This window comes from Bacillus sp. V2I10 (genome assembly GCF_030817055.1).
Classification (GTDB): domain Bacteria; phylum Bacillota; class Bacilli; order Bacillales; family Bacillaceae; genus Bacillus_P.
Window position 1 is genome coordinate 29,432 of record NZ_JAUSYV010000002.1, and the last position, 12,532, is coordinate 41,963.

Here is a 12,532-nt window from a genome sequence, read left to right on the forward strand (position 1 = left end):
TTTATGACGAATGGAACGTTAATGTTTTGACGACGACCGGCACAACCTCGGACTGCAGAGCGCGTCCGATGTCCATATAGTCCCCATGATCGACATTAATCTGATCAATGCAGATGACGCTCTGCCTCGCATTCATCGCGTGCAATGTCTGACCGAGCACTTTTGCGTGATCGGTTTGCACAACGAGCAAAATCGGCTGCTCCGGATCATGCCGCAGTTCCATCACGTTTACAATTTCTTTTGCCAATGTTTGAATATCTTTAAAGCCCATGTATGGCAAATCTGCTAAATAAAGAACGAAATTTTGCCCTTCCTGAAACGAATCGTATATGTCGATGGCTTCCTTAAAAGACTGTTCAAATTGGGCGAACCCGCTTTCAAGTCCTTCTTTAAACGAGAATTTGTATACAGGTATATTTTTGACAGGCAGCTCATCGGACGTCACCTGGATCGTTGCACCGCTTATTTCGGTCGTCTGGGTTCCGGCGCCGAGCACCGTCGCCCGCACCGTTTCTTCAGGTTCGACCCAGCTCCATTTTGTAAGTGCTTTATTATATTGCAAAGCCGCTGCCAGCTTCACTCCGATATCGCTGTACGCAATGTCAGATGGCTTCGGTGATTCCTGCTTATACATGCATTCTGATATGCCACCGGAAAACATAACGGCTTCAACCGGTGCTTCCCAATTTGGCTGATGGCCAAGGAGCAGTACATCATCTTTTGAAACGGGTTCATTCGCCAAAATACGTGCCATCGACTCCGCCATAAATTCAGTCACATTGCCAATACAAGGGTGCTGAATCGAATCCCCTGTTTTCAGCGTCCAGCCTTCCTGTTCAATAAGCCGCTGAACCGGTGGTGAAATCGATTTGACTATCCCGTCACTAAACTCAATGAGCCGTCCGCCGATATGCAGCGTACACGTACCTAGCAATTTCTCCCGTTTAAAAACGGCTATGTTCGCTGTACCGCCGCCGATGTCGATGTTTGCCGTCACTTGTCCGGTTTTCACCGAGTAGTCATAGGCACCGGATCCTTTAGCGGCGATTATGCCTTCTAAGTCAGGTCCGGCTGTCGCCACGAGAAAGTCGCCGGCTTCGCCGGACAGGTGATGAACCATTTCACGTGCATTTTGCTTTGTCGCGGTTTCACCGGTAATAATTACAGCCCCTGTTTCGATATCTGATGACTGCACACCTGCTACCTCGTACTGCGAGCGGATTATTTTTTCCACGCCCGCCACATCAATGGTCGAAGCATCTATGAGCGGCGTTCGGAAAATAGGACTTTTATATAAAATTTCTTTGTCGACAATTTCAATGCGCGGGACATGTGTACTTCCCGCAGTATTCATTAATGAAAAGCGGCTGATAATGATTTTTGTAGTGCTCGTGCCGATATCAATACCGGCGCTGATGATCGTTTCCTGCTTCGATTGAAATCCGGCCATTCGCACACCTCTTTTCCCCATCAAAAAAGGCGCCTTACGAACCCGACGAGTATTTCGTCGAGCTGTAAAGGCGCCTTTGCCGGAATTATTTACTTTTTGATAGTGTAAATATAGCAGACCTTTTCTTAAATGTAAAGGCTATCATAAAATACAATCAGTCCGTCATCCTGCTCCATTGCATACGCTTTCATTTCTTCCATAGTATCCATATCTGCAAGAGCCCTGATATGACCAAGACCAGTTCCTTTCATAGCCGAACTGATCACAATCGGCCCTGTTGAAATCGTCTGTTTCAGCTTTTCAAGCGCTTCCGCAATTTTCGCGTCAGGATGATCTGATTTTGTGACGATGCCGATTGGAAGCTTTGGGATGCCGGAGCTGAAATTAGGTGGGAAAATCATCTTTTCTCCGGTCGCGTCCTGTAAATACATCACATGCGTGACTTCTAAAGACGTCGCCATAATGTTTTTGTAAAACATCGGATTCTCCGTGTATTCTCCCGGCGTATCGACAATCCAGTCGTAGTAATGGAGAGACTGCGTTTTAAATGCCGGCACTTTTTTTCCGAGAAGCGCGTTTGTCAGTGTGGATTTCCCTCCACCGACAGAACCGATCAGCATGGCTCTGTTTTGCATAATATCTACCCCCTTTAAGATTTTGTGATTGGGGCTGGTGTGTAACCGAGCTTTTCAGATAAAAACCTGTTAATCTCCTGCATGGCCATTTCCACTTCCGACACGCTGCCGACAATGACGAGACTGCCGGTAAAACGGTCTAAAAACCCGATATTAACATTCGCCGCTTTCGTCGCCAGATCCCCGGCAATAATCACGGTTTCACTTGGGGTCAATGTTAAAATACCGAGTGCTCCCGCCTGCTGAATGCCTAACTTTTGGAACATATCCGGGTCGGGATTGGCAATCAAATGGCTGAGCGTCAGCTGTTTCCCTGGAACGAATTCCTGTATAAACCGCTTTTTTTCTTCTGCCATACTGAACCTCCTTTAAGCTTTCAGTTCTTCTTCGAGATATTCGACATTCTGTTCCTCGAGATATTCGCTTGCTTTAATCGTTCCGTCCGCGCGGTCCTGCGCTTCGAGTTTCAATGCTGTTGGAACGGACAGCCAGTACGCGAATGCGATCGCACAGACACCCGCTAAAAATTTGCCGGCAATAACCGGCAAGATCAAATTCGGCTGAAAGTTGGCGGTAAAAGATAAATGGTCCCCGAGCAAAAAGGCGGAACATACTGCAAATGAAATATTAATAACTTTGTCTTTTGGCGGCATGTAACGAACGAGCTGGAACATAGCGAGAATGTTTGCGATCGTTGCCAGAAGCCCTGCACTTCCGGTAGAAGATAAACCAAGTTTACGGCCGCCTGCTTCAAGCGGTGTTGCTGCATATTTACGGAGCAAATACACCATCGGGAAGGCGCCGGCAAGCATGATACCTATATAACCTGCTGTTTCAAGGGCACGGAACTGATCTTTTTCATCCGCCATAATCGGATGGAAGCCCCATCCTCCGAAAATCGTCGAAAAGATTCCTGTAAAAATTTCGATGATCGAGAAAACGAGAACCAGTTTAATAAACGCGTCCATCACCCGTCCGAAAATCATAAAGCCACTAATCATCATCCGCGGGAAAAATTTTAGTCCCGCCGCAATAGCGACGACGAATAGGAGAAGCGGCAATAAATTGATGAAAATTTGCCCGTATGCCAGTGCGAATTCATGGGTTGAATCTGCGGTCGTGCTGATTTCTGTCCGGATGTCTGTGTTAAACAAAACAACCAATACGCTTGAAATAAACGCTCCGATCGGAATCGTCAATACGCCTGACATGATGCCAAGTGCCATATACTTATGATCGCGTTTATCAAGCATCGCAAGCCCCATCGGAATCGAGAAAACAATTGTGGCTCCGGCCATATAGCCAACGATCAATGCCATAATCCAGCCTTCATACGATACCTTCAGCGCATTCGCCAGTTGATATCCGCCCATATCGGATGCGAGAATTGCTGTTGCTGCAATCGCCGGATCCGCACCGAGATGGTCAAACAATGGTCCGACGAGCTTATCAATAAAAATCGTCAAGTACGGAATGGATGCCATAATTCCAGCTGCCGGGACAAAAATGTGGCCGACTGTATGAATACCGTCCATGAACTCTTTTCCGAGCCCCTGATCCGGATTTCGTATCGCAGCAATGGCTCCTGCTAGCGCACACGCCATAATAATATAAACGACAATTGTTCCAACTAACGCCATTTCAATCCATCCCCCAGTTTATGTGATCATGCGTCATCATTCTACCCTTTATTCGTTGCCTTGTCCCTGCCCAATGACGGCGACCACCCCCTTAAAAAACAAAAAGACGCCTAAAGAAGTTATTCTTTAAGCGCCTTTGCTTAATATTTTCTTATGGACTTGTTAATTCGAATACTTCAAAATAATTTCCTGCGCAACCGACTCCTTTGTCAGCTGACGGGACATACTTTCACGTCGGATGGTTGTATAGGCTTCCTGTTCGGAGAGCTTTTTCTTTTCCATCAGAAGTCCTTTTGCGCGTTCAATTAGCTTTCGCTTTTGAATTTCATCCTGTGCGGACCGGACTGACTGCTTAAGCATCTTTGCTTTGTCCGCCTGATGAAGAGCGACCGTTATGGCCGGAATCAAATTTGATTCCGAAATAGGTTTCACGAGGTACCCGACAATGTTATCCTGCTTTGATTTTTCTACGAACTCCTGCTGACTGTAGGCTGTAATGAGAAAAACCGGCAAATCAAGCTGGCGGCCAATGATGGTGCTTGCCTGCAGACCATTGATTTTCGGCATTTTAATATCCATTAATACGAGGTCCGGCTTTAACTCAAAAGCAAGTTCAATCGCCCGGTCTCCGTCTCCAGCTTCTCCCACTACTTCATAACCGTGATCCAGAAGCATCATTTTCAAATCCATTCGAATAATTGATTCATCTTCAGCGATCAGAATCCGTTTTTTCATAATGAATCACAACCTCCTGGCTCAGTGGGAACGTGATTGCGGCATGTGTACCAATTTCAACGGTCTTATAAATAAATTCCCCTGCCAGATCATTCACAACGAGATTATGCACGATTTCAAGTCCGAGCGAATAAGACTCCCCCGACATCCCGACGCCGTTGTCACGGATGTGCAGTTCGGCAAACTTTTTACGAGAAAAAAATTCGACATGAATGTTGCCGGATAACTCGCCTGGAAATGCGTGCTTCAATGAATTTTGCACAAGTTCATTGACAATCAACGCAATAGAAACCGCTTTTCTGGAGGATGTTAATATTTTATTGCCATTTGACTCAATAATCAAGTCTACTTTTTTATGAAGTTCATGCAGTACCATCGTCGAGCCGATTTTTCTTGTTAATTCAATTATATCGACATCGTCTTCATCCACATTTTCATTAGCTAAAATCAGTTCATACACTGATGAAATACTAAAGATCCGGTTTAATGTATCTTCAAAATGACTTTTGCTTTCAGTCGGGAACCCTTTGCGCATCTGTAGCCGCAGAAGGCTCGCGACAGTCTGCAAATTATTTTTGACCCGGTGGTGAATTTCTTTAATGACAACGGATTTCATCATCAGTTCTTTTTCTTTCGTGCGCAGTTCCGTCAAATCCTGAATAATAATCAAAATACCCTTCAGCTCATTTTTTTTGCTGTGCATTTTCACCTTTTTCACTTCAAGATTTTTAGATAAAATTGACAACTCGGAAATAAAAACCTCTTCCTGATGATCAAGAATGTCCGCTAAAAAAGGCAGCAGTGTTAAAATTGGCTGATTTTGCACGACATCCGCTTGGCTCATTTCATGAATAAATCTGACTCCGGCCGGATTAGCATACACAAGCCGCTGATCCGCGTCTGTGACGAGAAAGATCTCCATCAGCAGATCTGTGACAATCGGATAATCATCAATCGTATCTGCAAGCAGATCCCCGAGCGCTTTTGAGCCAAATGAAATATCCGACCGCTCATTCACCATATTAAAAGAAGCAACGAGTTCCGCTTCCATAATCAATGTGGCAATCACTTCATGATGATCATTCCGTATGGGCACGACACTTTGCTCAACCATTTTGCCTTCTTGTGTAATGGCACGATGCCGAATTGACTTTTTCCCGGTGCGGTGGCTGTAATGAACGCCCGGTTCAAACGTTTCGAACACAATTTTCCCTACCACGGACTCTTTGTACGCTGCTTCCGGTGTTCTCGGGAGTGCTTCGGCCACAACAACCGCCTGCTCACTGGATTTCATCATGCAGTCAATAAACATATACTTGTTCAACAGTTCAGCATACAGAGGCAACGTCTTTGCTACATCTGCAATAATTTGAATGTCTGAGTCCGATAAATCTGTATATAAATGGCAAATCTTTTCGAGTGTAGTTTCGCTCATATGAAATCACCTTATCATTGAATTTTGCAGCACTGTTTAACATGCTGATTACTTTCATGATGACGGCAATAACACATTATTTCAAGCTATTATTCCGTGTAAAAGCAACCCCTGTACAGCCCGTCACGAGCATTTCACCGATCAGTTCGGATAAATGGGCACCCGCTTCAACCGGTGCCAGCCCTTCTTTATGAATGTTAGAAATCACCGTGCGGTCAGCTTCCACTGTTTTTTCATTCGGCCGGTAAACCATATAGGTACTTAAACTATTATAATTTAATCGGGTACTTCTTTAGGAGCCTGGAAGCTACATAAAAAAGGAAGTTTTATCATATATAAGCCTCATAGAGCATCTTCCTGTTCCATTTCTTTTAACTTCTTTTTTGTATAACTGTTAGTGGATAATAACAAAAATAGGGATAATATTAAAGATCCGCCTCCTATCCATAACAGCCATGGAATCCATGCTTCAAAAACGAACTCCATACAAAACCCTCCCTTATTATTTTAAACTAACCTTTGTTTGTAACATTCTATAATAACCAATAATTCCCTTCTTTGATTGAACAAATTCTAACCGATGGAAACACCCTCAAGAGAGGGTATAGCGGTATTACTAAAACATTTAATATATAGCCCATACTAATGTATTATTCATCATTGCCTCTCCCTTTGTTGCCTGTGATTCATTTCTAGTAGGTTGTTTCTATGAAACTAATAGCTTATCTTTTGTCTCTTAATCATATAACAATAAAGTGGGGTTAAAATCTAAGTGTTCTTCATTCAACAAGCGCGCCCGATTGCTGAAGAAGGATACTTTTTCAGTATTGTTAAACCGTTAAGCTCATCGAAATCTGCCGGTCTACAAACCCAAATTCTTTATATAATTCTTTAGCAAAGTTTTCAGCCTGTACATTCAGTCTTATTTCTTTATGACCCTTTGTAAACAATTCATCAATTGCAGCCTTCATTAAAACCTTTGAGAGTCCCTTACCACGACAAGTTGGTAAAACATACAGTTCATAAATTAAGCCTACACTTTCTTGAGAAAAGTAATCTTTACTGTTTCCTATCAGTACCTATCCCTTTAAATCCCCATCTTCTTTTAGTACAAGATAATATCCTCCTTGTTCCAAGGTTGCACGGATTATCTGTTCTGCTCGTTCTTCAGAAGGTTTAAAAGTCTTAGCAGTTCCTTCATACAAGGCATCGACTGATTTTGTTAGAATCTCCTCTAAATCATTTTGACTAGCTTTTTCGATCATGTTATACCCCTCGTTTACTAGATTTCTTATAAGAATTATACAATCTACAACTAAGAAAACATATATATGCTAAATTAGCTTATCGCCATTTATCATTAATGTAGGATTTTATACCTCGTTGATCCATCAACGTTCCGTTTTCGGCTTCTAAAGAACCTGGTGGGGGTTAATACAATCTTTTCTTTAACCAACGCGCCCTTTCAACAAGCATGTAAATTATGGTTGCCAAGAACAATAAAAACTTACAACCCTTTCAGACTTTCAAACTTTGAGGCTTAGTAAAGTTGAGAGGAGTCTTTCTCCCCTCGTATCATATCCGTAATGGCAACATAAATGTTTGGTGGATATTCAGCTATTCTATGACATAGGTATAAGTACCACTCAACACCATAAGTTAGATAAACCCGAACTGGTAGCCCATCATCTTTAAGTTGTTTACAGAGTTCGGGACGAATTCCGTATAGCATTTCTGCTTCCACATGTGGGTTTTGCAAATAACCACGCTCGATGATTTGTTTATGTATAGCTTCATCATGAGAAGCAATTGAAACTTCGTGACCAGCTTTAACACATAAATCCACTAATTCGAGATAACGTTGATCCAACTTGTCTGAACGAGGAATACAAATATCTGACGGCTCTTGGTATGCCCCTTTAACGATACGAATTACCCCAGGGTAGTTAAGTAATTCATTAAGATCATTAAGTGTTCGATACAATTGGGCTTGAAGTGTGATCCCTACGTTCGAATATTCCACAACAACTCTTTTGTATATAGATAGTATCTGATCCGTTTTTGCTGATTCCTCCATACTAATCATAAGAGAAAGACCATGGGACTGTGCTTCTTTCGCCATTTCTAGTAAGTTTTGATAGGCAAGTTCAGGATCAACAGATAATCCAATATGGGATAGATCAAAAGAAATGCGAGAACTTATTCCATGATTTCCACATTCTTTCATCAACGCTATAAACTCATCTTTGGCTCGAACACACTCCTCTTTGTTTACAGTGTTCTCCCCGATGAATTCCAGAGAAATGCAGTATCCCTTATGTATAAGTTTGTCACCAATAGATACTCCGTCTTCTCTTGATTCACCTGTTACAAATCGTTTAGCAGAACTCAAAAATAACGGATAAAGTTCAGGAGATTGTTGAATGTACTCCTTTATTTCTAAATTTCGAGCAATGGATTTCAACGAATCTGCAAATTGTTTTTCAATTGATGGAAGAACCAATTATACCCCTCATTTCATCTGAATTTTCATAAAAATTATAATTTAAATGTCGTAACAAATACAGGGAAATTAACAGTAGCCTTTAACAGCAAGCTGTATCTCAATAAAAAGACGATACTTCTCTTATTGAAGTATCGCGCCCTATAATGGAATATTAAAAGTAAATTAAGGTGCTACAAGTTCCACTTTTATTCTGTCGGGGTCTTCAAAGTAAACAGCATAATGTTCATCTCCACCAGCAAATGGATGCTTATCTGTATAGAGAATATGTATCCCTTTTGCCTTCAATTTAATTGCCATTTCATCTACGTGTTGACGTGAACTAGAATGAAATGCCAAATGATTTAGACCAACTCGACATCTGTGATAAGAAACATCCATAAATCTTTCTTCTGTTTGTACGAAAACTAGGTAAGTATCTTCTATTTTCCAACTCTGCCCACAGTCCCATTCTTGGAAGGGGCTGTACCCCAACTCCTCTAGAAACCAGCCCCAAAATTCAATGGAACTTTTTAAATCAGAAACATATATTTCAATATGGTGAATTAACCCTTTTGACAACAAATACCCTCCCTATTGTTAAAATTTATTCAATTATCCTACCTGATCGCTTAATACCAATTATTTCAAAATCAAACGATTTACTCAATAGTTTATACATTAAATAAGGCGCCATCCTTGTTTTGGTATGCTCCCCTTATAGTAGACACATTTAAAAAAGCGCATTAATCTGTCTACTAGGAGGGGGTATTTTTTATGGAGAAAAAAGCAGAGACTTATGATATATCGTTTAAGAAAAAAGCGGTGGATTTATATCATCAAAAGAAGAATTATTCAGCTGTTTCCAGAGAATTAAACATTCATCGAAAAAACATACAACGGTGGGTTAAACAGTTTAGTGAAGATGGAATTGTTGGTCTTAGGGAGAAACGCGGAAGAAAAAGTGGGTCTGGTAAAGTCTCTTCATCTACTATTGAAAATCCTCAAAAGAAAATAAAGCGATTAGAAGCTGAGAACGAACTGTTAAAAAAGCTTTTAAAGATGTGAAAGGGGGAATTGATTTAGAACCTAGTAATCTATTTCAAATCATTGATGATTTATCTAATCATTCTATACAGCTACTTTGCCATCTGGCTAAAGTATCAAGAAGTGGATACTACAAGTGGGTAAAGCGTAAAGCATTACCTTCGGAAAAGCAGATAGAGGATGAGAAGCTAAAGCAGAAAATAATAGAATGTCATCAGAAATATAAGGGCATCTATGGCTATAGAAGAATACAAATTTGGTTAAAGAGGACCTATGATATTCACATTAATCACAAAAAAGTTCAACGGTTACTAAGTGAGCTAGGTATTAAAGCAATTATCAGGAAGAAACGAATTTATTACGGTAAGAAAGAACCTTATCTTATCTCGAATAATTATTTAAATAGAGCCTTTTACGCTTCTCGCCCTAATGAAAAGTGGGTAACTGATATTACGTACCTCATTTTCAATGGACAGAAACTATATTTGTCTGCCATCAAAGACCTATATAATAACGAAGTTGTTGCGTACCAAATTAGTAGACGCAATGATTATAAGCTAGTCTTGGATACTCTTAAAAAAGCCATAAAAGGAAGGAATGTAAAAGGAATCCTTCTCCATAGTGATCAAGGATACCAATACACGTCCCATAACTATAATCAGCTACTCACAAGAAATAAAATGAAAGCTAGTATGTCTAGAAAGGGCAACTGTTGGGATAACGCTAGTATGGAAAATTTCTTTAGTCATTTAAAAACAGAATGTTTTAACCTTCATACTTTTAAAACTTCACAAGAGGTTAGAAGGGCTATTAAAGACTACATTCTCTTTTATAACCACGAAAGGTTTCAAAACAAGCTAAACAACCTGACTCCTATCGAATATAGAAGTCAGGCTTCTTAACTGCGCTTATTTTTTGTGTCTACTTGACAGGGGTCAGATCAACTACAGGAAAGCGCCCTATTGCGGAATAAAATACAAAAAGAAAATGCTCCCATTACTTTAATAACACCATACTAAACCATCACTGTTTGTTTTCTTTAACTTCTCTTAATTTAGAGAAATATCTTTGAAATCTTTGAACGTTGTTAATTCCTTTGTAACGGTATCTTTCATTTTCGCTCCACATCTCTCACTACATATAGCAAATATGCCATCAGTTCCTTGATGCTTTGCTTCTGAGTTGCTAGCAGTTACAATCATAGGAACACTAGTATTACGAGTACGTAGACTTATTTGAGTGATCGTACCTTCACTATTCGAGAAATCTACGCCTTCAGCAAACTTAACACTTAATCCAAATACTGGTTTATCTTCTCTAATTTTTTTCATACACCAGGCACATCTCAACATTGAATATCACATCCTAATAAATATTATCGGGTAATTACCTTTCATTATATATGTAATACTTATTGTTAGTAATGAGGGTTCAGTTATTACAGTAATGCGCCCTTTAATGGAATAACAAATGAGCTACTATTAGCTGGTTTAGTTCAAGAACATATCCTGGATTGCCGTCGTCCCCGTTAATTAAACCATTATAAAAGCAACTTCAAAGAAATTGCCCATGTACTATACGGGATAATACATAAACAATAAATCCAAAAACAGCTAATTTTACATGTTTTGATTTACTTTTCTTTTGATTATTCTTCTTATTTTTCATGTCTATAATGAACATATTAATAACGCTAATAATCATGATTAAAACTCCTAAAAATGCCATTAAATAAAATACAAGATCCTTCATTACTTCTTCTCCTATTATTTGTCGTAAATTCCCATGTAGGTTTGACCTTAAAGATACGGCTCTATAATTCCCAATCTGCATACCTTACTAAATATGCCTGTCCCTTGCATTGTTTCTTGACCTTTTTCTCAAACCATAAGTCGAGGACATAATGGAGATACACATTGGCTAATACCGGAGATATTACTCCACCTTGCGGTGTGCCATTGTCTGTTTTGTATTGCTTACCTTCCTCCATGTATCCACCTTTAAGAAACCTACCAATTATTCTTAGTAGGTTAGGGTCAGCAATTCACAGTTTTAAGAACTCCATTATCCATTTGTGGTCAACGTTGTCAAAGAATCCTTTAATATCGACATCTACTACATAATTTACTGACCTCTTTTCAATATAGAAGTTCAGTATTTTCAAAGCATCGTGGCAACTACGATTTGACCAAAGGAGCAGTCTAGAAAGTCATTTTAGATGGTATTTAGTATCTTCGTAATGCCTTTTTGAACAATCTTGTCTTCATGTTCCGGTATTCCTAATGGTCTTTTCTTGTTTGTATTGAGCTTCGGAATATACATTCTCCTTACTGGAACGGGACGATAACTTTTGCTTTTAAGACTACATATTAACTCCTCTATGTTTTCTTCTAAATTTTCGCTGTATTGCTCTTTAGTTGTACCGTTAATCCCGGTTGCCTTCCTGTTAGGTAATTCATGATGACATTGAACTAGTGCTTGCTTATTTAATAAATGTGCAAGAGATGTAAATTTCATTTTAGGATCAATCTTTGCTAATTCTGCTATCCTTAGTAGTTTTGTTTCCATTAATTATACCTACCTCTGTGTGTAGTAAATGTGTCCCTAGTAAGGGTGATAACTGGTAGCAGCCTTTCCTCCATCGGCATTACCCAACTTCATTGGTACTACGCTGCTATCCGACTCCCTACATCGGCATTTGGTTTCCTTGCTTGTTATCGCTTGTAGACCATACTCTTCTAAAAAAAAGAAAAGACCGGTAGGGTCTCCCGAGTTGCCGTATCATATCAATGTATAACGTGCCAAGGTCTATGACTCCAGAGAGGTTTACCTTTCTTGCCTTTAACGAAAGGTAAAATGTAGCTTTCTGCAGCGCGTAAAGCATCAGCCCTCTCGTTTTACAATCATTATGGAGCTCAATCCCTTCAACCATTTGGCTTTCGGCCCGCCGTCGGGTAGAAAACAAGCGCGCGCAATCAATTATGATTCACGTTTCTTGTAGCCCCCCTACGATCCCGGACGGTCGGATTTCCCGAGTCCGGTTCTGACCTTGGATTAATCACCTACAAGCCTTCCCATATAACCGCAGGATTAAATGTCGGTACACAT

15 protein-coding genes and 2 pseudogenes are annotated in these 12,532 nt (G+C 40.3%); 2 read left to right on the top strand and 15 right to left on the bottom strand.

The window, feature by feature from the left end; translation table 11 throughout:
* Position 1: 1 nt before the first annotated feature.
* The 11 genes and pseudogenes from QFZ72_RS27430 to QFZ72_RS27480 form a co-directional block, all read right to left on the bottom strand.
* Positions 2-1,450 (bottom strand): ethanolamine ammonia-lyase reactivating factor EutA, encoded by a 1,449-nt coding sequence (locus QFZ72_RS27430; RefSeq protein WP_307440125.1) that lies wholly within the window; start codon positions 1,448-1,450, stop codon positions 2-4.
* Positions 1,451-1,575: 125 nt separating this feature from the next.
* Complete coding sequence (locus tag QFZ72_RS27435) at positions 1,576-2,085, bottom strand: EutP/PduV family microcompartment system protein (protein ID WP_307440126.1); 510 nt, start codon at positions 2,083-2,085, stop codon at positions 1,576-1,578.
* Between the two features lie 14 nt (positions 2,086-2,099).
* On the bottom strand, positions 2,100-2,441 hold the full coding sequence (gene eutS / locus QFZ72_RS27440) for an ethanolamine utilization microcompartment protein EutS (protein WP_307440128.1): 342 nt from the start codon (positions 2,439-2,441) through the stop codon (positions 2,100-2,102).
* 12 nt (positions 2,442-2,453) lie between these two features.
* Positions 2,454-3,725, bottom strand: a complete 1,272-nt coding sequence (eutH, locus tag QFZ72_RS27445; protein ID WP_307440130.1) for an ethanolamine utilization protein EutH — start codon at positions 3,723-3,725, stop codon at positions 2,454-2,456.
* Between the two features lie 162 nt (positions 3,726-3,887).
* Positions 3,888-4,460, bottom strand: coding sequence for an ANTAR domain-containing response regulator (locus tag QFZ72_RS27450; RefSeq protein ID WP_307440132.1), 573 nt, complete (start codon positions 4,458-4,460; stop codon positions 3,888-3,890).
* Positions 4,435-5,895, bottom strand: coding sequence for a sensor histidine kinase (locus QFZ72_RS27455; protein ID WP_307440134.1), 1,461 nt, complete (start codon positions 5,893-5,895; stop codon positions 4,435-4,437). The genes QFZ72_RS27450 and QFZ72_RS27455 overlap by 26 nt, the downstream gene beginning before the upstream one ends.
* A 76-nt stretch (positions 5,896-5,971) precedes the next feature.
* Positions 5,972-6,154, bottom strand: a pseudogene (locus QFZ72_RS27460) (ethanolamine ammonia-lyase light chain EutC); the annotation flags it as partial.
* An 83-nt stretch (positions 6,155-6,237) separates the two neighbouring features.
* Positions 6,238-6,381, bottom strand: a complete 144-nt coding sequence (locus QFZ72_RS27465; RefSeq protein ID WP_307440136.1) for a hypothetical protein — start codon at positions 6,379-6,381, stop codon at positions 6,238-6,240.
* A 344-nt stretch (positions 6,382-6,725) separates the two neighbouring features.
* Positions 6,726-7,160 (bottom strand): annotated as a pseudogene (locus tag QFZ72_RS27470) (N-acetyltransferase family protein).
* Positions 7,161-7,435: 275 nt separating this feature from the next.
* Positions 7,436-8,398 (bottom strand): proline dehydrogenase family protein, encoded by a 963-nt coding sequence (locus QFZ72_RS27475; protein ID WP_307440138.1) that lies wholly within the window; start codon positions 8,396-8,398, stop codon positions 7,436-7,438.
* 165 nt (positions 8,399-8,563) lie between these two features.
* Positions 8,564-8,959 carry a VOC family protein gene (locus tag QFZ72_RS27480; RefSeq protein ID WP_307440140.1) on the bottom strand — a complete coding sequence of 132 codons (396 nt, stop codon included), beginning with the start codon at positions 8,957-8,959 and terminating at the stop codon, positions 8,564-8,566.
* 195 nt (positions 8,960-9,154) lie between these two features.
* Between QFZ72_RS27480 and QFZ72_RS27485 the strand changes: the two genes are divergently transcribed.
* The gene (locus tag QFZ72_RS27485; protein ID WP_307430193.1) at positions 9,155-9,445 is read left to right on the top strand and encodes a helix-turn-helix domain-containing protein; all 291 of its coding nucleotides are present in this window, start codon (positions 9,155-9,157) and stop codon (positions 9,443-9,445) included.
* Positions 9,442-10,326: an IS3 family transposase gene (locus QFZ72_RS27490; RefSeq protein WP_307430190.1), complete on the top strand. Its 885-nt coding sequence runs from the start codon at positions 9,442-9,444 to the stop codon at positions 10,324-10,326. The genes QFZ72_RS27485 and QFZ72_RS27490 overlap by 4 nt, the downstream gene beginning before the upstream one ends.
* Before the next feature lie 147 nt (positions 10,327-10,473).
* Here QFZ72_RS27490 and QFZ72_RS27495 read toward each other — a convergent pair whose 3' ends face one another.
* The 4 genes from QFZ72_RS27495 to QFZ72_RS27510 all read right to left on the bottom strand — a co-directional run bounded on the left by QFZ72_RS27495 (position 10,474) and on the right by QFZ72_RS27510 (position 11,992).
* Positions 10,474-10,755: a hypothetical protein gene (locus QFZ72_RS27495; RefSeq protein ID WP_307440142.1), complete on the bottom strand. Its 282-nt coding sequence runs from the start codon at positions 10,753-10,755 to the stop codon at positions 10,474-10,476.
* A 223-nt stretch (positions 10,756-10,978) separates the two neighbouring features.
* Positions 10,979-11,176, bottom strand: a complete 198-nt coding sequence (locus QFZ72_RS27500; protein ID WP_307440144.1) for a hypothetical protein — start codon at positions 11,174-11,176, stop codon at positions 10,979-10,981.
* 61 nt (positions 11,177-11,237) lie between these two features.
* Positions 11,238-11,414: a reverse transcriptase domain-containing protein gene (locus QFZ72_RS27505; protein WP_307440146.1), complete on the bottom strand. Its 177-nt coding sequence runs from the start codon at positions 11,412-11,414 to the stop codon at positions 11,238-11,240.
* A gap of 224 nt (positions 11,415-11,638) precedes the next feature.
* Positions 11,639-11,992: a reverse transcriptase family protein gene (locus tag QFZ72_RS27510; RefSeq protein ID WP_307440148.1), complete on the bottom strand. Its 354-nt coding sequence runs from the start codon at positions 11,990-11,992 to the stop codon at positions 11,639-11,641.
* Positions 11,993-12,532 lie beyond the last annotated feature (540 nt).